Raw genomic sequence first — 18928 nt, 5'->3', positions numbered from 1 at the left:
GCCCATTGGAATACAGGATTCAAGCCGCTTAAGGTTTTTTATTATTTCCACTGTCTACTTGACAGGGAGCTGTTCAATGATATGGGATTCTTTTTTTTATTTTATTTGTTTATCTGATGTGTATATTTACAGCATCTAATCATTTTAACTAAATTTAGGTGATTCCTCTCTCTCTTCAATTTGTATGTAGGTGCATGGCACCAACAAATAGTTGGGAGATGAATTACTATTTTTTCATAATAAAACATACGTTTTATCGAACTATATAAACTAACGAGATAGCCTAATCCATGATTAATTCTTGTACTTGTATAGAAATAAACACGCAAGATAGGTGAATTAAGGAAGCGATCACTTCTAAACAAGCTGGAAGTGGAGATAGTTTACGAAATTCATTTAGTCCTTATATGTGTTTTGTAAATAACGATCATATAAATCTTTTTCTAAAATACTTTGTTTATCTTGTAGTTCCTTAAATTGTTCAATGAATTCACTATCTTCTTTTGTGCTTCGACACAAAGTATAATAAGCATCATGGAGAATTTTAGATTCTTGATGAGCATCATAGTAGTCCATGTAGGTCTTAAATTCTGGTGGTAGATAAAGATAAGGGACGTTAGAAAAAGAACCTTTGATTCCTACTGAAGTAGAAAATAGGAGTAAGTCTTTATTTTGTATATATTCCATCTCTTGATCTTTAGAATATTGGTAAGAAAGGTTTGCTATAATCTTTGTATCATAATCAGTTTTCACCTCAATTATGTTTACAAAATCATTAATCCTTAAAGTACCACCTTTGAATGCAAACTTTTTGGCTTCTTTAACGTGTGAATTATTATAAGATAATTCTTTTACAGATTGGATTTCAAATGTAGTATGACCATGTGCTTTATCATTTTTATTAAGATATGTACTGCAAATAAGAACAAAGTCGTTTTGAAATTTTATTGTTTCAGAATTATAGGGTAAGCATCTAATTTCTATTATTGAATACTCACACATACCGTTAACATTATTGGGAAAAGTCATTATTATTATAATTCTCCTTTATATTTATTTCAGGTGAAGAGTAGTTATTCTTCACTACCTTTATTTTAAATAAATTATAGATTAATAGTAACCCTCAATTCCAGAAATTTATGAGGACTTATAAAATGCCCCTTACTCAACCATATTACAATTACCTCCCAAACTTATACTTCTGTATGACTAAGTCTTTATCCTCATATCTAGGGTCTAACTTAACTTCACCTTTGTACTCAATGATTCGTACCTTGTCAGTCGGATATACCTTATCGTAAAGTTCCTGTTTCACCCATATCTTTTTCATTTTGTTATTGTCAAATAACTCTAAAGTAGGGTGTTTCAGTATGATATACTCTTCTTCAATGTGTTTCCCAAGAACCATAACCTCTTTTACTTTGCCGTTTTTAACTAATTCATCGTTTTGATACCCCTCTATAACTGACAAGACCAAACAGAATAAGACGAAAATACCTACATACATCCAAGCCTTCTTCCTTCTCTTTTTCTTGTATGCTTCAAGTTCATACTCTGTATACTCTTTCACAGATGAATCTAAGTAGTAGGTTTTTCCAAACTTTGTACTCTTAAATACAACATAGTCGTCTACATACTCTGGGTCTTTCTCTAAGTTTATGAATTTCTTTTCACTCATAACATACCCCTTTATTTGTTTCCTATTATAACTACCCCAACTAAGATGAAAACAATAACACTTATAACCACAAGAGTTACCTTTTTACTTAACTTTCCCCTAGAACCTTCTAATACTGCCCATATAATAAGTGGGAAAAGAAGAATACCAAGGAGAATGTCAACGAACTTGTTACTCTGCTCCTCTTTCGGTTTCTCTTCTTTTCCTATGCGTTCTACCCTATTTGGTACTTTTTCTACGTGTATTGGATTCTTCTTTTTCTTACGTCTATGATTCACTATTCATACCCCTTACTTTGAACCGTAACTTTCAAATAGCATAGTCTTTCCTTTGTACTCAACAACCTCAATGCGAGAACCAATGTCTAAACGTTTGTATACTTTCTTACTTACGCTACCTGTGTGCGTTTCACCATCTACTTTGTACTTGATTTCATAAGTCTTAACCCCTCTAGGTGTGTACTCTTTCATGTCTACGACTTCCGCTATACTTGACTTACCATGTTGTCTGACTTGTATCTCGTTGTACGTTCCTACCCCTATGAGTAGGAACGTACACACTAGAAACACTACAATACAACCAATTCTAAACCGTTTCTTTTTCAATATAATCCCCCTTACTTTACATCGTAACTATCATACATGATTGTCTTTCCTTTATATTTTAGTACTTCTATTTTAGAGCCTTTGTCTAACTTCTTTTATAACTCTTTATCTATATTACCTAAGTAAGTCTTATCTTTTATATAATATTCACGACTTATTTTATTTCATTTATCAATCCATATATATAATTTATATTTTATTTGTTTATCGAGTCTTAATATATCTATGAAAAAAGCACTTATTGCCATAATGACAATCAAGTGCTTTAAGTTCATATATTTTTAAATAGCATAAATTTGTAAGTTTTTAAGTTATTGCGTGACACCTATAAAAACTATGACAAAATTTATCCTGTTTTCCTTTTTGCTCACTTGCTAAATTCAGCAAGTAAAATATTTTTAAAAGGATCAGGACTGTTAGCTCTATCCGTACTGTTAAAATTGATGGTCAACGTATGCTTGCCCCCAAGTGTACCTCCAACAAGAGTAACAAACCCTGGAATGCTACCTGTGTGTCCCCATATCGAGACACCGTTTGGAAGCTTAGTTTCATAGATTCCAAGACCATATCCGCTGATTTCATCAAATCCTGTAGGAACTGTAGTAAGCATTTGTTTTAGTTGCTGTTCCTTCAGTAATTTGCCACCGAGCAAGGAAGAAAAGAATTTGTTTAAGTCGTCAGCAGTAGAAATCATCTCTCCAGCCGAGCTAGCTATACTTGGGTTATAATAAGTAACGTCTTTTAACTCACTTGCTCCGTCTGGTTGGACATATCCACGGGCATGCTTAGTGCCTGGAATAACGCTTGAATTGCCAGGTAGGAATGTATTCGACAACTCAAGCGGTTCAATAATCCGATTTTCAATCTCTTCCGCATAGCTGTTTCCGGTTACTTTTTCAATAAGGATACCCAGTAATACGTATCCTGTGTTTGAATAAGACCAGCCCTTTCCAGGGGCGAAGTCTGGAGGCAGAGAAAGCCCAATCTTCACTATTTCTTCAGCGGTATATGTTTTTTTTGTATTCATCAGATCAACGTCTTTTGAATTTAAGTAGTCAGCGATACCACTTGTATGGTTCAATATCTGCCGGATAGTAATCTGGTTACCATCATATCTGTTTCCTTGAATGACACCAGGCAACCATTTTTCGATGGAGTCGTCTAGATTCAGGCGGTTCTCCCCAACTAATTGAAGTACAACCGTTGCGGTGAATGTCTTCGTCACGCTGCCAATACGAAAGCGAAAATCTGTTTCCATTGGTTTCTTGGTGCTCAGATTCGCTACCCCAGCGGCATAACCCCACGTTTTTCCACCCTCAGAAGTTTTAGCAAGTATCCCCGGAAATCCAAGTTGCAATGTATCCCGCATTGCTTGCTTGACGGAATTACGATCTCGTTGAGTGCTTGTATGTGACAAACTAGATACATTTTGGGTGGGCTCTGCTTTTACAATTGAGGTTGGCGATGTGTATAGCAGGGAACTTCCCGTTATTAAAAGAGCCAGACTTGCAAATGTAATTTGACTACGTGTTTTCATAAGGCATTCCTCTCCTCAATTCATATTGTATCGCTGGTTGTTTGCTTGCTGCTTCATACTAACCACACAGCTATCATCTCTACCAATGACAAAAAACCAACAATAAAGTGAAGCTTTAATCCGTGTGGGTCTTACTGCCCGTTAATGCGGGGTAAAATTAACCTTGTACTCCTTCACTCTATAATAAACGGAAGATTCTAAATATCTATTTTCCTTACAAGAAGATTACAAAGTTGTCACTCCATCACCATCAAGCTAAGAAAAGCAAATACCCCAAAACGAAAAAATTGACATCTTCAGGGGAAAATGTACATTCTTTTGTTTTGGGGCCTTATAAAATTCTTAAGTTGATGGCAGTGTGGTGGTACACCAAAGATAAGATCATACTCTCCGATCTTATCTCTTTTTTGTAGATTCTTGATACAAAAAAGGAATCCTTATAATAAGGATTCTGCAACAGGAAATAACAAAATATAAATAATAAAAAGAATTACTTATATTATAGTTTATATGGTAATAATATAATATCGGGAAATGTTTACATAAATCCAGTATGTATTACATAACAATTGTAGAAATGACTTGTTTATAGACTAGCTGTTGCTTACCATGAACCATCATTAGAATGGCAAATTTATCTGTTGCAAGAATCTGTCCACGTACTGGAACGCCATTTTTTAAAAATACAGCGACTTCCTCTTTTTTCTCTTTCAATTGTTCATACATATCTTCTTGTAAATTAAACATGAAATGTGCCCCCTGGTTTGATTGTATTTACTTTTCTTCTAATACCTGCTGCTTTTCACTGTTGAGTATTATTTAATCTTTTAATAAATCTTCGTCTAAAAAGAGTTCGATGTCATCTAAATTTACATTTTTTCTTTCATGAATTGAAAATTTTAAAATAAATTCTTCAAAAGAGTTTGCTATAAGATAATAATATTCTTTTCCATCTTCGTCTAGTATTTTACCTTCATGATACCAATAATAAATTTTACCCCTGTATTTATTTTTTAAGCCTATACATATTAAATCTCCCCCGTCAGCATCTGCAATAGGCATTACAATACTTCCTAAAATATCCTTATAAGTTTGAATGATTGATTCAATTTCATAGGCATCATTAGTAATACCATAAAAACCACCTATCGAATCAAAACCATCCTCGGGGGTTACAGGGGTAACTTCAATTGCCTGATACATTCTATTATCTTTAATAAAACACCCTCCATATTCAAGCAAAAACTCTTTGTAGTCTAATGGTAAATCTACACCATATATTCGTTCAATTGTTTCGATTGACTTATATGCATCTTCTTTTTTTGAGACTACCATTTCCGAATCAATTATTTCATTTAATACTTGCTTTATTATTTTGTTCATTTTATTTTCCTCCTCTTAAATCTGATGCTGAGCCTATATGTGGTATATTAGCATGGAAATCTGTTGGAATTAACTCAATTTCAGTAGAACTTTTATGGTTCTGTTGCAAAGTTTTTAAAAGTAAGCTAAACTTTTGCAAAACAGAATGAGGAGAATCATAAATGGGATATTTTAAAGGAAAACAGTTTAAACAAGATATTATTTTGGTAGCCGTCGGCTACTATCATCGTTTTCTTTAAGTTATCGAGATGTATCTGAAATTTTGAAAGAACGTGGTGTATCGGTCCATCCCACTACCATCATGCGATGGGTTCATGAATATGGAAATCTCATTTATCAGATTGGGAAAAAGAAAAACAAATCTGTGCAGCTGTCTTGGCACCTGGATGAAACCTATATCAAAGTGAAAGGCGAATGGCGTTATCTCTATCAATCAATTGATAAAGATGGACACACATTGGATATTCAGCTTCGCAAAAAACGAGATCATCAAGCTGCTTATGCCTTTATGAAAAGACTAGTAAAAACATTTGGAGAAACAACGGTTCTCACAACAGGCAAGGCTCCCACGTTACTTTGCACATTCAATAAATTGAGAGAGCAAGGCTTTTATAAGCATACCATTCATTGCACAATCAAGCATTTGAATAATCTCATCGAACAGGATCATAGACATATCAAGCGACGTTTTTCCAAATCCGCAGGATTTCAAAGTCTTCGCCATGCTTCACGTACCTTGAAAGGCATCGAAACTATTCATGCCCTATATAAACAAAAACGAAGTTTGCAACAACCAAACTTCGTTTTTTCGACGTACAATGAATTAGAGAAACTATTCAAAGTTGCATAAACTCTACCTACTAAATTAGGATTTTTTTGTTTATATAAAAACTTTGCAACAGAGCCATCCTTATTTAAACTAAACTTCAAATCCAATTACTATCCATTCATCAACTATGTCCCAAAAATTCATATTATATCTAGGCTCTTTATTCGTACACCATAAAGTCGCATTATCATTATTAGAATTCTTATAATCTACTGCAACATAACCACCCAAACCACTTTTGAAGAAACCAAAAGTAGTTTGTAAATCAATTTGTAAAGGCTCTTCTAACTCCTCGATAATACCCCATTCATCATCATCAAAAAAAGTTACATCTTCTAAAGGAACTAACCCCATAGATTGGCTCGCATAAAAATAGAAACCATTATGAACAGTTTGATAAAAATTTCGTATTGTTGAAGGAAACTTATCCCAATATTTTTCTAATTCTTCATTATTAAACTCATCTTTGGGATTTCCCCCCTCATAATATTGAATTTCACCATTATCTGTTTTAATAGTGTATAAAATTGAATATCTACCGTTTATATCCATAAGCTCTACTTCTTCAAGGTGCCTAGACAAATAAGAAATAGTGTTTCTTAATTCCACCCCTACTTGCTCTTTCCATATCGATAAAACAATATCAACTCTCTTGTCTACGTTTTCTTCTTGAAACAATTCATACCATGAATTTGGTATTTTCCCACAATCAAGTTTATTAATCTCATGGCATGATATAAGTTGTGCATTTCTTTTATATTTTCTTAAGAACCCAAGTTTTTGTTCCATAATGCTATGTCATCTCCTTTATTTATCTATATCCTTTTTTATTTCCTTCAACAAAATCATCAATTTGTTTTTGTAATTTCATTTCTAATTCTTTTTCCTTCTTTATCATTTCTTCTCTAAACTTAGGGTCAACTTCAATATTTTCTTTCTTATAAATTGTCCAATCAGAATAAGGTTTAGATCCCCTTAGATTTATTGGCTGCTTCACTTAATACTAAAAAATTCCCTTCATTATTTAAAACCTTAAGTTGTTGTTCTTTTGTTAGTTTATCAAAATTCTCCATCTTCGCCATATTTTTCATTGATACGATATGATCAGCTTGAAGTCTACCTGTAATATACTTACCAGGTAAAGCAGGGGCAGGCGTTCCTATTTTATCCTCAATGCTCTCGTTAACTTTTTCTCGTAACTTTGCAATAGGCGTTCCATCTCTTAATTCATCATATAATTCCTTTAAGATTCTTCTTTTCCCGTATCGAGGCGGTGTTCCAATATCATCCGTCCCCTTAGTTCCACTCTTAACAGCAGAAAATACTTCTCCAAGTGTTTTTCTTTCTCCCACATTCCCAATGGCTACCGAAAGTTCATGGACTTGATATTAAATTTAGAATGGGATAAATATGAGGCGGGATTAACCCAAGAAGAGTGGGGGGATTTTTTAAAAAACATTTTCGAGAGTACATATTAACTCTTCAAAACGGACAGTGAAAAATATACTTTCGATTAAAAAAGCCGTCTCAGATCAGAAGCTCAAAAAGATTGTAAAATCAATATAATGATTATTTCTGTTACGATGAATTTGGAGAAATACTTGATGGGAACAAACATCCTAATCCTTACGATCAAGAAGTATGAACGAAAGTCAAGCTAAATGATGATGGGAAAGTTATTGAGAAAAAACTTATAACCTTGATGACTTTGAGGACTAACTTAAAAAGTAGTAACCTGAAATTAATTTCGGGTTACTGCTTTTTAACTATATTTAAAAATAAATAATTCAACCTTTTATCTTCATGGCTTTAATATCTTTTCCAATCTTACTCGTTTAATAAAATCATCTAATGCCTCTTCTTCATTACCATAATAAGCAATTGAGGTTTCTACAATACTCGCTCTCTCATCAGTTGCACAAACAAGCCACTTATTATCCTCTTTATAAATTAGAACCTTATCCGGATCCACATCTTTTTCATGAAACCAGTTATAATATTTTAGTCCTTCTTCTGATAGGATTCGTTTTGCCTCATCTCTTGTCATATTAAAATTATCCTCCTTATTTTATTTGTTTCAATAATTTCAATCCTTCTAATTGTTCGACTGTTAAAGGAAGTTGTATTTGTGTTCCCCCTTTTATGGTCCCAAAACCTGGGGCTATCTCTCCAATTTGTGCTTTTAATTTGCTATAATCACCACAATAGTACTTTTGAATAGCAGCATCTACCTGTGCTTTTAGTGTAGGGTCACTACAGTTATCAATATAGGTTTTTATATTCGAGAAATCACTTACAACCTCATATTGAAAGTATTTGCTCACATCTTCCAAATACGGAAGAGCTCTCTCGCTGTAACTATAAGGTTTTCCATTTACCACAGGTGATGTATACGTACCATTTGACGGTCCATATCGGTCAATAACTTCACCTATTTTGGGTGTATACTCAGCCTTCATGACTTTCCCATCTTTATTTACAACATAGCCACCGTTTGGTACTTGCCCCCAGTCAATGTGTCCATCAGCCCTTAAGACATCAGAATTCTTTGGAATTTGTACTTCTTCTGGCCATTTCCCTGTTTTCTCCACTTCTTCTGCTAACTTACTGTCAATATTATTTAAGTAAGCATGTAATTCATCGGTCGTACAAGTTGATTGTTTTAATTCAGAACAAAAAATACCTAGCATTAACCATAAATTGATTTTATCGCTTTATGGTTAATGCTAGGTATTTTTTAGGAGAAAAACATTATTTTCTTCTCTCTCTTCGATTCTTTCGCATTATCAAATATTTTAATATCAATTCACAAGCATCATTTTCATTTTCAAAAGTATCTATAATATTCATTCCACCTCTCTCTAACGATTGATATATTTTCCATACTTTTTCTTCTTTTAATATACCTAATTCCAATTCACCAATAGATTTATCACCTAAGTTGTATTCATGTTCTTCTATTCCTAATTCATTCAATCTAGTTTTTAACTCACTAATATTCATTCTAAACCTCCTACTTATTTAATTTCTTTTATAAATCTAAATTCCTCCAAATATACAATGGACATTGGTAATTGCCATTGTATTCGTCATATCTATGGTTCTATTCTCTAGTTCATTTGCATTCATGTATGCACCATTACTTGATTCTTGCATTTGTACAATCGAGAAAGAAAAAACAGGAACAGCAATCGAGTTTTATAATTTAACACTCAATGTCGCGATGTCAATCGGTATTACCTATACAGCAGCAATGATGGACCATTCCGCAATGCGCCAAAGCTTCCTAGGAATTGCAAACAATGCGGACGTTTCCATGTTTAGCAATATCCTATTCATTCTCGTACTCATTGCCCTTTTCAGTTTATCTCTATACTGAATATTAGAAGGACGAAAAGCGACAAAATAGATATATTGTCTATTTGTTAACTAGTCATATAGAATAACGATTCTTTCATGATTAGAACCCTAAAACAAGAGGTTTAGGGTTCTTTTTTATAATTTATAAAATATAAGAGATATTTTAGACTCGATGCTTCCGCCTAATCATGTAAGTACAAACTATACAATATGTAACTTCTAACCATTCTTACTTAATCTTCTTCTTTCTTTTTCTAACCGTCTAAAAATCACACATATAACACCGCCCGCCACTGTAAACAAAATGCCAGGCACCAATAATAAAAGTCCCCCTCCACTCATCCAAATTAACGCTATTCCTAAAATCAAACATATAATTCCAATTATCATCTGACCTCTTTACCACCCTTTACATAAAATTTCACCATGTTTGTAAAAACATTCTGATAAAATTATACCTCTTTGCTTATAACAAACTCAACACTACTAAACTATCTGTTTCTCTCCCTTTCCTTCAAGGAATAAAACCCTATGATTCCATTTTTATCCATCATACTATATATTATTATAATAATATATAGTATGATGGATAAAAAACGAGAGGAGATTATTATGGTAACGATTGGAATTGACCTAGGAACAACGAATAGTTTAGTAGCCTATTGGACGGATCATGGTGCAGCCCTTATCCCCAATGCACTTGGCGAATATCTTACACCATCTGTCATCAGCGTTGACGAGAGCGGTGAAGTTTTAGTCGGACGCATCGCCAAAGAACGGCTGATTACCCATCCGAACGTTACAGCATCAACGTTTAAGCGATTTATAGGAACAGAGAAAAAATACGAGTTAGGTATGTATACATTTTCTTCAGAAGAACTTTCATCTTTTATCATCCAATCTTTAAAACAAGATGCAGAAGCTTATTTAAACGAAGCGGTTACTGGTGCTGTCATTAGCGTACCTGCTTATTTCAACGATGCTCAGCGCAAAGCGACAAAACGAGCTGCTGAAATTGCTGGATTAAAAGTTGAACGTCTCATTAGTGAGCCAACGGCAGCTGCTATCGCTTACGGACTGTATCAGGAAGCGGCAGAGACAAAATTTCTTGTATTTGATTTAGGCGGTGGAACATTTGACGTATCCATTTTGGAATTATTTGAAGGAGTGATGGATGTTAAATCGATTGCCGGCGATAATTATCTTGGAGGCGAAGACTTCACAAACAGTCTCATGTCCTTTTTTTTAGAGTCACACCAACTCGATTCCGATTCCCTTGACTCAAAAACGCTATCTTTAATTTATGCACAAGCAGAACGTTGCAAACTTACATTATGTAATGAGCCTGCCGCGATTATGAAAGTCGTTATTCATAATAAGACGTATGAAACTCGCATTAACAGAAGTGAATTTGAAAAATTAGTAACCCCGCTTCTCTTACGGCTTCGCTATCCGATTGAACGCGCACTTCGCGATGCGTCGCTAAACCCTAAGGATTTAGATGCTGTCATTCTAATTGGCGGGGCGACAAGGATGCCGCTTATCAAATCCGTCATTTCTAAAATGTTCGGACGCATGCCTCATGCGAATATTAATCCTGATGAAACGGTTGCTTTAGGTGCTGCGATTCAAGTTGCTTTAAAAGAACGAAACAAAGCACTAGAAGAGGTTATCTTAACGGATGTTTGTCCATATACGTTAGGAACTAGTGTTGTTCAAGCGTTCGGAAATGGACAACAAGAATCCGGATACTTCTTCCCGATTATTGAACGAAATACACCAATTCCTGTAAGTCGAGTGGAACGACTTTATACTGTCAATGATAGACAACACTCCATACTTGTCGATGTTTATCAAGGAGAAAACCGCTTGGTTAAAAATAACTTAAAACTTGGCGAACTTAAAATTAAAGTCCCTCCTGCTCCTGCTGGACAAGAGGCGATTGACATTCGTTATACATATGACATAAATGGCATTCTCGAAGTCGAGGTAATAAGTACAACGACTGGAGAGAAAAAAAGAGCAATTATCCAACAAAATGCCGGAAATCTTACAGAAAAAGAAATTGAAGCTAGACTACTAGAATTGAAAGAAATTAAAATTCATCCACGAGACCGGTCCGAAAACCGATTGCTGCTCGCAAAAGGCGAACGGCTCTATGAAGAATTACTCGGTGACGAACGCCAGAAAGTCGCTATCTTGTTACAGCAATTTGAAAATGCGCTCACAACGCAAAATGATAAAAAAGTGAAAGAAGCTGCTCATATATTAAAAGAGCATTTAGAGAATATTGAAAGGTGGGTCTGTCATTCATGAGCATTTGGGAAACGTTAGAAATTGACCCTACCGATAATATTGCAGCTATTAAAAAGGCTTATGCAAAACTTCTAAAGATTTATCATCCCGAAGAAGATCCTGAAGGATATCAGAGACTGAGAGAAGCATTTGATAAAGCGATAAAAAGCGCAAAACAAATGAAGACCGCACCTCCCTCTCAACTAGAAAAAACAGATGAAAACGAAGGAAATTCCTATATCCATCCTGTTTCTCCTACATGGATGGATGGTGATGCTGAACTTACCGCTACTCTCGTTTCAGAACATCCCGTTCACGCATTTACGGAAAAAATCGAGACGCTGTATAACGATTACTTTGCACGAATCGAGCCGAAAAATTGGGAAGACTTATTAAGTTCCGATGTGATATGGGACGTAGAACATGCGGCAGTGATTCAAGATAGATTAATAGAATTTTTACAATATCATTACCATTTCCCCCGCTCGATTTGGGAACTTCTCGACAATGTATTTCGCTTTAGTGAGCAAAAAGAGGAGTTAGAGTTTGAATACGGTGAAGAAACGGTACAATTTTTGCTAGAGAGAATGAGTGGCGAGAAGGAAATGCGTTATGATATTTTCAAGAAAAGTGATGATTTAGATTTTGAAGCGTATTTTCATTTACGTGAAGAAGTCCAGCTCACACTTATGAATAATAACTTAGAAACAGCAAAAAGTGCACTCGATTTTGCATACGAGCTTTATCAAGAAGATCCGGAACTTTTACGCATGCAGGGCATTTATTATTTGCGCATCGAAAATAAAGAACGTGCGTTACAATCATTCAATGACATACTTGTCATTTGCCCAGATGACCTGGATGCTTTAATGTATCGCGCTCAGATTTACTATGACCGCGGGCAGTTTGCGGATGCTATCAAGGACTGTGAGCATCTACTTTCGATTGAGCCGGAGCATATGGGCGCACAGTTCTTATTAGTGAAGTATTCGTTCGAATCAGGTGATATAGAAACTGTAGCCACTAGGGGGCTAGATGTGGTAAAGCGTTATCCGGAGCGCGTAGAATTTCGCTCATACAGTATTCGAATTCACACTGAAATTCCAGAGAAGAGACAGAAACAAGAAATAAATATGAAGTTTATTATCCAATATGCGCTATACCTTTTATTTATATTTATTAGCCGCACCTGGGTTTATTTGATCTTTATGATTCTTATTGTTTTAACCCCATTACCATCTAAATATGCATTACTTCTCCTACTTCCACTTAGTTGGGAAGCATGGAAATTCGTTAGGCTTAAAACATTAGCATAAGGAGGAGACAGAATGCCTGTTTTATATAAAAGAAAACGAGAGAAACAGCTCGAACTATATTTCCGCTGTCTGTCTTCCGTTTGTTTGAATTGTTTTTATCTTACAAACTACTTTACCCGATATGAATTCACCCTTATCAGAGACCGCTTTATTGGGAAACGTTTTTTGAAGAACGTGTTATGGACATGGAAGATCGAAAATTCGACGGAGTTAAAAGAGAAAATCATTTGGTTTTTAGAAGAAGGAACACGGCAGGAATTTAATCGTATACGCCATCAATTGAATCCTCTTTCCGAGGCAGCGCGAAAGCAATTATCGAAAGACCATCCTGACTATGAAAAACTTTATATTGCTAATTACGGATTACATATTTTGACGGATTCCGGAATTGCAGCGTTTGATTATGCATGGTGTATCTGTTTATGTCGGGTCGGTAGAAGACTCGGTTATTTATCAAAACAGGAAGCAAAGAACTTTATGATACAGGCTGCACGACTTTCACAACATTCTTATTCAGATTGGCACGAGTATTTTAACGCCTTTCGTATCGGCAGCCACTTTAACGCAAATGATATAGAATTCATAAATAAAGATAAGTATAATATTAATTACGTATTGCACTTGTTTAATTATAAAAAAACTCTATTGAGTGTTGTTCCATGGGAAAATAATCTACTTAAAGATTTAAGCTAAATCATGCTATGCTTCTTAACCAAATTGATAAAAAATCCTAGGAACTATGATTTCCTGGGATTTTATTTACATATAAGGTATCTGATAAACTTAGAAGAACCCACTTCTAATAACATAAAAAACTAATTCTTGCAGGAAGAAGAGATTACATTGATTAAAAAAACAAGGTTTTTATAGACGTACAACTCATTGTACAGTCAAACATTTGAACAATCTCATTGAACAAGACCATAGACATGTAAAAAGACGTTTTGCCAAATCTACAGGATTCAAAGCCTTCGTCATGCTTCACGTACCTTGAAAGGTATTGAAACCGTTCATGCTCTATATAAACGAAAACGAAGTTTGCAACAACCAAACTTCGTTTTTTCGACGTATAATGAATTACAACAATTACTAACGATTGCATAAAATCCATCTGCAATCCTACCAACTTTTTCTCTGTTAAAAAACTTTGCAACAGAACCAATTATTTTCTATTCCTTTACAATTAATTACTTTAACATTTCCCCCAATTCATCCCCAATTCTCCCTAAAGGCTCATTAGCTCTAACACGTTCATTAAAATCTGCCTTCCATATAAAGAAATCAGATAATCCTCCTCTTGGTGGATATAGATTACTATAAGTTAATTTTATTTCATTTATAACATCATCAAAGTCTATATAATTATTATTTTGGCATTCATTTAAAATATTAATTACATATCTAACTTCAGATATCTGATAATCTATATCACCTTTCTTATTTCCCTCTAATATTACACCCAATTCACTAAAAAGTTTTTCTAATTTATCTATTACTAGCTTACTTGAACTCACTATCATACCTCCTATTTTATTGGTGCTTCACTTAAAGGCTCTACCCCATTAATCTTCCATGGTTCCGAAATAAAAATTTGATTACAATTTTCTACACCAAGGTAATGAACTCCTTGATATCCAACCGGCCGTTCATATATTGTAGTTCCTTTAGGAATTTTTATTGCGTATGTTGATTCTATTGGCGAAGTACCTGTCAGTACACCTGTTTTAGGATCTATCCATTGAGCTTTAATCGTAGAATCTAACCGTACTTTTGCAACTGATTCTGCTAGTTCTCTTGTAAACCACTATCCAAGCGCATTTTGTTCTTCTCCCAGAATTGTTAATCCTCCTTTTTTGCCTGAACGATATATAGTTGTATCTTCATCCAAAATTTTCACATTATATTTGCCTGCTAGAAAGTTTGATACTGGATTTCCCCTCATTTCAGCTAAAGGCCCAGGATTCTCTATCATACTATGAGTATATTTAGCACCACTCTTCAAATTCAACCCATCAAAAAACGCTGCCGTTTTCTGCTCAAGCCACTAGTTATGTTCTACAGGTACATCCTAAGCTACTACTGGCCGCAGCTTGGGATCTAGATTTTCTGCAGTTATTTTTTATGTTGGTATATATCGTATCTATTTTTCTTGCTACATTCAAACACATTGTTATTACTCATCTCAATTTCTTTCACATAAAAATAGAACCAATGCTTCTTCCATTAGAATCATTGGTTCTATTCTTAGCTATAATATATAATTATTTTTTCTTTTCATTACATCTTTCATTTAGAGCAAAAATCATTTAAATGGCAGAATATTTTAAAACTTTTTAATTTCATTAACTTAAAATTACCTTTAATTTTATCTACTACTCTGCTCCGTGCATTCGTTGTAATATATTGTATAATTTAGTAGTACTCATCTTAACTTCACTATCATTAATTAAAAACCTCACATTTTTTATATTATTATCAATAGTTACTTTTATTATATTTTGCAAGCTACTCATATTCATATCTATTGCAATTTCATTTGTATTTCCTTGCTCTTTAGAATACTTTTTGCAATCTTTTTCACTAATAAAAACTTTAATATAATCTTTTTCTACCACTGGGACAAATTTATTTAGTATTATTTCTTCACCTATTGTATCCTTACTTGGAACAATCCACAACTTATCATCGCAGAATCTTACACTATTTAATACATTCATAATTGCATATTCACTTTTAGCTAATACTGGAGGTTGACCTTGTTTTACAAAACATTCATTTACCAAATCATATATGTTGCAGATTATGAAATCTCTTCCTTCATCAATAATGACTTGGTATATACCAGAGAACATTGCATAATAAGAACTTATTAGTAACTCTTGGAATTCAACTTTTTTTACTAAATATATGTCATTTCTCTTAAATTGGTAATACTCTGCATATTCCTTTGCTATTTTTTCTTCTGAAAAAAGCCACATTGTAGGCATGTTATTATTTAATCCAAAGAATATTTTCCCTTTATTATCTTTAACTTCTTCATCTGTTGTATTTCTACTAACTACAGTGTATATTTCTTTTAAACTGACTATAGATCTTAAAATTTCATTATATTTATTTAAATAATGCTCTGAGCTTTTTTCTATTCTATTTAATTCATTTATTTTTTCTTGTATAGATACACTACTCATTTTCATTTTTTCTCCTTTTAATACAATATAATTAAATATAATCTATTCTAAAAGGTTCTTTAAATAACTTCTTATATCCTTTTGTTCGATTCTAGTGACCTTTTCATCCATATTTTGAAATTTCAAAATAGGATCCTTAATTTCTATTAAAGCATCTACTTCCTCTATTGGAACCTCTTTTTTAAAAACAAATTGTTCCATCTTTTCAAATCCATAATTTCTAGCTTCTTTTTCATCACTTGTACCTAGCGTAATTTTATTTATTTCTAGTATAAACTTACCTATTGCCCATGGAACAAATTCTTTTTCCTTATATATTACTTTGTATTTCAATTTATAAGCCATCTCTACTTCATTAATATCAACCTCTTTTATATATATTACTTTTGAAACGAATCCTTGTTCAAATTTTAATTCTTTAAATCCATATTTTATGGATTCATTTGAATTACTTATAAGCTCTAGGTTATTATCCGATACATCTATTCTATACAAATTATTTTTATAAATAGCGTAGTCACTCATACTTTATTATACTTCCTTCCTAGTCAGTCATAACCCATCCGATTTTTTTATTAAATTCAAATTTTGTTGCTACATTGCCAGTTTCTGAATCTATAATATTCAATATATCTCCATCTTGGAAAGCTCTTGCATAACCCCTTTCATATGAAAATTCTGGTAATGCAATATTCTTACTTCCTGTAAACCCTCTTGCAGTAAATGGATAATTATCGGCATTAGCTTCCCACCTTGGAATCGTCAACTTTGATGGATCATTTTCTATATATTCAATAGCCCCATAAAACCTATCTGGTGCACCAATTGGTGTTGATACACCATTTCCTCCATGATCTACTTTAAACATCGTTCCATCATAGTCAAGCCTAGCTCCGTCATAATTTTCAAACAGTGTTTTTAAATTTGCACTATGCTCATCAACTGCAGTAAATCCTCTTACACCTGTATAGTTTTCGTCATATAAATACTTATATATATCACTTTGCGGGATTACTTTTTTCATCTTTGTACCAACATCAGGTACTCCAATTTCATTTCTTATATTATCAACTACTGTCTTTTCATTAGCATTTAACACCCTATCTGGATGTAACAACTCAACAAATTCATCTACTGAATACCCACTATTATTAATAAGGTTTTTAACGCTATCACTGGTATTTAGCTCAGCATTACTTAACCCCTCTGGAGCCCATCCAAATTTTTTATTAAATTCAAATTTTGTTGCTACATTGCCAGTTTCTGAATCTATAATATTCAATACATCTCCATTCTGGAAAGCTCTTGTATAACCCCTCTCATATGAAAATTCCGGTAATACAATATTTTTACTTCCTGTGAACCCTCTTGCAGTAAATGGATAATTATCGACATTAGCTTCCCACCTTGGAATCGTCAACTTTGATGGATCATTTTCTATATATTCAATAGCCCCATAAAACCTATCTGGTGCACCAATTGGTGTTGATACACCATTTCCTCCATGATCTACTTTAAACATCGTTCCATCATAGTCAAGCCTAGCTCCGTCATAATTTTCAAACAGTGTTTTTAAATTTGCACTATGCTCATCAACTGCAGTAAATCCTCTTACACCTGTATAGTTTTCGTCATATAAATACTTATATATATCACTTTGCGGGATTACTTTTTTCATCTTTGTACCAACATCAGGTACTCCAATTTCATTTCTTATATTATCAACTACTGTCTTTTCATTAGCATTTAACACCCTATCTGGATGTAACAACTCAACAAATTCATCTACTGAATACCCACTATTATTAATAAGGTTTTTAACACTATCACTGGTATTTAGCTCAGCATTACTTAACCCCTCTGGAGGAACTTTCTGACCACTCTTCAAATCCAACCCATCAAAAAACTGCGCTGGCTTTTTCTCAAACACAGGTTCATTCCCTACAGATGTTTTCTTCTCTATATTAAGAGAAGGATTATCGAATTTCTCTCCAGATAACCGATTCGCATTTTGCGCTTGCCCCTTAGTTTCACTCTTAGCAACAGAAAATAACTCTCTACCAAGTGTATTTCCTTCTCCTACATTCCCAACGCCGACTAATGAAGGTTTAGGGGATAAATTCGGGATCTCAATATTTTTAATCTTCTCCACGACATTCTTCATACTACCCGGCAACTTATTCATAAATGCCGCTACTTCTTCCAACTTACCAACTATTTTACCGCTTTTCTCTGCTACTTGAAAGACTTTTGCACCCTCTGCGAGTTTTCCGAATGCAGCTGATCCTTTCACTGCAGCTGTTACTTCACCAACACCGACAAAACAACTACCAATATCAAATATCGCTCCACCAAGAGCATAAGGATCGGTCAATGCTTTTTCTACATAACCTTTTACGGAGTTAAATAGTGTCTTACCATACTTAGGATAATCCTGCCAACTGATGATGGCTTGTCCAAGATTTTTCAGCGTATTACCTGCTCCATAAATATCGTCCAGTTTCCACTGTTCTGTTTCTACGCCGCGTATCGAGTTAAAGCCCCACTCACCAAGCTCTAAGACTAGGCTCCCTAACTTCGTCGCACCTATCGCAATCCCACTAATAGCGGATCCCGCCGCGCCTAAAAAACCTTCCAACACCAAGGCATCATCAGCAAGCCCTTTTAGGAAAGGGATGTTCTCCCCTACCCATTTTGTACCTTTTCTCAATACATCCCATTTCTCACCGGCACTTTT

At 34.1% G+C, this 18928-nt stretch carries 19 protein-coding genes and 4 pseudogenes; 6 read left to right on the top strand and 17 right to left on the bottom strand.

The features are described from left to right. Positions 1 to 396 precede the first annotated feature (396 nt). The 7 genes from JDS80_RS28500 to JDS80_RS28470 form a co-directional block, all read right to left on the bottom strand. Positions 397 to 1029 (bottom strand): hypothetical protein, encoded by a 633-nt coding sequence (locus tag JDS80_RS28500; RefSeq protein WP_000143834.1) that lies wholly within the window; start codon positions 1027 to 1029, stop codon positions 397 to 399. A gap of 151 nt (positions 1030 to 1180) precedes the next feature. Then, positions 1181 to 1678, bottom strand: coding sequence for a hypothetical protein (locus JDS80_RS28495; protein ID WP_199640586.1), 498 nt, complete (start codon positions 1676 to 1678; stop codon positions 1181 to 1183). An 11-nt stretch (positions 1679 to 1689) separates the two neighbouring features. Then, the gene (locus JDS80_RS28490) at positions 1690 to 1956 is read right to left on the bottom strand and encodes a hypothetical protein (protein ID WP_199640585.1); all 267 of its coding nucleotides are present in this window, start codon (positions 1954 to 1956) and stop codon (positions 1690 to 1692) included. Between the two features lie 12 nt (positions 1957 to 1968). After that, positions 1969 to 2283 (bottom strand): hypothetical protein, encoded by a 315-nt coding sequence (locus tag JDS80_RS28485; RefSeq protein ID WP_071734788.1) that lies wholly within the window; start codon positions 2281 to 2283, stop codon positions 1969 to 1971. 367 nt (positions 2284 to 2650) lie between these two features. Next, positions 2651 to 3820: a serine hydrolase domain-containing protein gene (locus JDS80_RS28480; protein ID WP_199640584.1), complete on the bottom strand. Its 1170-nt coding sequence runs from the start codon at positions 3818 to 3820 to the stop codon at positions 2651 to 2653. 558 nt (positions 3821 to 4378) lie between these two features. After that, a complete protein-coding gene (hfq, locus tag JDS80_RS28475) occupies positions 4379 to 4567 on the bottom strand; it encodes an RNA chaperone Hfq (RefSeq protein WP_199640583.1) in 189 nt (62 codons plus the stop codon). Positions 4568 to 4639: 72 nt separating this feature from the next. Next, the gene (locus JDS80_RS28470) at positions 4640 to 5203 is read right to left on the bottom strand and encodes an SMI1/KNR4 family protein (protein WP_199640582.1); all 564 of its coding nucleotides are present in this window, start codon (positions 5201 to 5203) and stop codon (positions 4640 to 4642) included. Between the two features lie 161 nt (positions 5204 to 5364). Here JDS80_RS28470 and JDS80_RS28465 point away from each other — a divergent pair. After that, positions 5365 to 6053, top strand: a protein-coding gene (locus tag JDS80_RS28465) for an IS6 family transposase (protein ID WP_242477449.1) whose coding sequence is annotated in 2 segments (ribosomal slippage) — positions 5365 to 5437 and positions 5437 to 6053 — 690 coding nt in all. Because the reading frame shifts where the segments join, the coding sequence is not laid out codon by codon here. A 69-nt stretch (positions 6054 to 6122) separates the two neighbouring features. Here the strand turns inward: JDS80_RS28465 and JDS80_RS28460 are convergent. From JDS80_RS28460 to JDS80_RS28440, 5 genes and pseudogenes are all read right to left on the bottom strand, one after another. Continuing rightward, positions 6123 to 6821: an SMI1/KNR4 family protein gene (locus JDS80_RS28460; protein ID WP_199640581.1), complete on the bottom strand. Its 699-nt coding sequence runs from the start codon at positions 6819 to 6821 to the stop codon at positions 6123 to 6125. A gap of 18 nt (positions 6822 to 6839) precedes the next feature. After that, a pseudogene (locus tag JDS80_RS28455) lies at positions 6840 to 7123 on the bottom strand (hypothetical protein). A gap of 710 nt (positions 7124 to 7833) precedes the next feature. Continuing rightward, positions 7834 to 8079, bottom strand: a complete 246-nt coding sequence (locus JDS80_RS28450; RefSeq protein WP_071747027.1) for an Imm59 family immunity protein — start codon at positions 8077 to 8079, stop codon at positions 7834 to 7836. 16 nt (positions 8080 to 8095) lie between these two features. Then, a complete protein-coding gene (locus JDS80_RS28445) occupies positions 8096 to 8722 on the bottom strand; it encodes a TNT domain-containing protein (protein ID WP_199640580.1) in 627 nt (208 codons plus the stop codon). 61 nt (positions 8723 to 8783) lie between these two features. Beyond that, the gene (locus JDS80_RS28440; RefSeq protein ID WP_078214619.1) at positions 8784 to 9035 is read right to left on the bottom strand and encodes a hypothetical protein; all 252 of its coding nucleotides are present in this window, start codon (positions 9033 to 9035) and stop codon (positions 8784 to 8786) included. A 76-nt stretch (positions 9036 to 9111) separates the two neighbouring features. Here JDS80_RS28440 and JDS80_RS28435 point away from each other — a divergent pair. The 5 genes and pseudogenes from JDS80_RS28435 to JDS80_RS28415 form a co-directional block, all read left to right on the top strand. Beyond that, positions 9112 to 9411, top strand: a pseudogene (locus tag JDS80_RS28435) (MFS transporter); the annotation flags it as partial. Positions 9412 to 10004: 593 nt separating this feature from the next. After that, on the top strand, positions 10005 to 11708 hold the full coding sequence (locus JDS80_RS28430; RefSeq protein ID WP_199640579.1) for a molecular chaperone HscC: 1704 nt from the start codon (positions 10005 to 10007) through the stop codon (positions 11706 to 11708). Further along, positions 11705 to 13003, top strand: coding sequence for a J domain-containing protein (locus JDS80_RS28425; RefSeq protein ID WP_071734796.1), 1299 nt, complete (start codon positions 11705 to 11707; stop codon positions 13001 to 13003). The genes JDS80_RS28430 and JDS80_RS28425 overlap by 4 nt, the downstream gene beginning before the upstream one ends. Before the next feature lie 12 nt (positions 13004 to 13015). Beyond that, on the top strand, positions 13016 to 13696 hold the full coding sequence (locus tag JDS80_RS28420) for a DUF1266 domain-containing protein (RefSeq protein WP_071734797.1): 681 nt from the start codon (positions 13016 to 13018) through the stop codon (positions 13694 to 13696). Between the two features lie 154 nt (positions 13697 to 13850). Next, positions 13851 to 14107, top strand: a pseudogene (locus JDS80_RS28415) (DDE-type integrase/transposase/recombinase); the annotation flags it as partial. An 83-nt stretch (positions 14108 to 14190) separates the two neighbouring features. On the opposite strand, the gene JDS80_RS28410 reads toward JDS80_RS28415, so the two are convergent. The 5 genes and pseudogenes from JDS80_RS28410 to JDS80_RS32455 all read right to left on the bottom strand — a co-directional run. Further along, positions 14191 to 14517 carry a hypothetical protein gene (locus JDS80_RS28410; protein ID WP_116733302.1) on the bottom strand — a complete coding sequence of 109 codons (327 nt, stop codon included), beginning with the start codon at positions 14515 to 14517 and terminating at the stop codon, positions 14191 to 14193. 290 nt (positions 14518 to 14807) lie between these two features. Continuing rightward, a complete protein-coding gene (locus JDS80_RS28405) occupies positions 14808 to 15005 on the bottom strand; it encodes a hypothetical protein (RefSeq protein ID WP_199640578.1) in 198 nt (65 codons plus the stop codon). A gap of 370 nt (positions 15006 to 15375) precedes the next feature. Next, a complete protein-coding gene (locus JDS80_RS28400; RefSeq protein WP_199640577.1) occupies positions 15376 to 16191 on the bottom strand; it encodes a hypothetical protein in 816 nt (271 codons plus the stop codon). A 42-nt stretch (positions 16192 to 16233) separates the two neighbouring features. Further along, the gene (locus tag JDS80_RS28395; protein WP_025150784.1) at positions 16234 to 16716 is read right to left on the bottom strand and encodes a hypothetical protein; all 483 of its coding nucleotides are present in this window, start codon (positions 16714 to 16716) and stop codon (positions 16234 to 16236) included. A gap of 1459 nt (positions 16717 to 18175) precedes the next feature. Then, positions 18176 to 18928, bottom strand: a pseudogene (locus JDS80_RS32455) (hypothetical protein); the annotation flags it as partial.

This window comes from Bacillus cereus group sp. N8 (assembly GCF_016483685.1).
Classification (GTDB): Bacteria; Bacillota; Bacilli; order Bacillales; family Bacillaceae_G; genus Bacillus_A; species Bacillus_A proteolyticus.
This window is presented reverse-complemented; position numbering and strand designations above follow the sequence as displayed.

Coding starts and splice junctions, on each gene's coding strand:
- hfq (WP_199640583.1), bottom strand. CDS start 4,567: ATGTTTAATTTACAAGAAGATATGTATGAACAATTGAAAGAGAAAAAA.
- JDS80_RS28450 (WP_071747027.1), bottom strand. CDS start 8,079: ATGACAAGAGATGAGGCAAAACGAATCCTATCAGAAGAAGGACTAAAA.
- JDS80_RS28445 (WP_199640580.1), bottom strand. CDS start 8,722: ATGCTAGGTATTTTTTGTTCTGAATTAAAACAATCAACTTGTACGACC.
- JDS80_RS28495 (WP_199640586.1), bottom strand. CDS start 1,678: ATGAGTGAAAAGAAATTCATAAACTTAGAGAAAGACCCAGAGTATGTA.
- JDS80_RS28500 (WP_000143834.1), bottom strand. CDS start 1,029: ATGACTTTTCCCAATAATGTTAACGGTATGTGTGAGTATTCAATAATA.
- JDS80_RS28430 (WP_199640579.1), top strand. CDS start 10,005: ATGGTAACGATTGGAATTGACCTAGGAACAACGAATAGTTTAGTAGCC.
- JDS80_RS28460 (WP_199640581.1), bottom strand. CDS start 6,821: ATGGAACAAAAACTTGGGTTCTTAAGAAAATATAAAAGAAATGCACAA.
- JDS80_RS28425 (WP_071734796.1), top strand. CDS start 11,705: ATGAGCATTTGGGAAACGTTAGAAATTGACCCTACCGATAATATTGCA.
- JDS80_RS28470 (WP_199640582.1), bottom strand. CDS start 5,203: ATGAACAAAATAATAAAGCAAGTATTAAATGAAATAATTGATTCGGAA.
- JDS80_RS28440 (WP_078214619.1), bottom strand. CDS start 9,035: ATGAATATTAGTGAGTTAAAAACTAGATTGAATGAATTAGGAATAGAA.
- JDS80_RS28480 (WP_199640584.1), bottom strand. CDS start 3,820: ATGAAAACACGTAGTCAAATTACATTTGCAAGTCTGGCTCTTTTAATA.
- JDS80_RS28400 (WP_199640577.1), bottom strand. CDS start 16,191: ATGAGTAGTGTATCTATACAAGAAAAAATAAATGAATTAAATAGAATA.
- JDS80_RS28420 (WP_071734797.1), top strand. CDS start 13,016: ATGCCTGTTTTATATAAAAGAAAACGAGAGAAACAGCTCGAACTATAT.
- JDS80_RS28395 (WP_025150784.1), bottom strand. CDS start 16,716: ATGAGTGACTACGCTATTTATAAAAATAATTTGTATAGAATAGATGTA.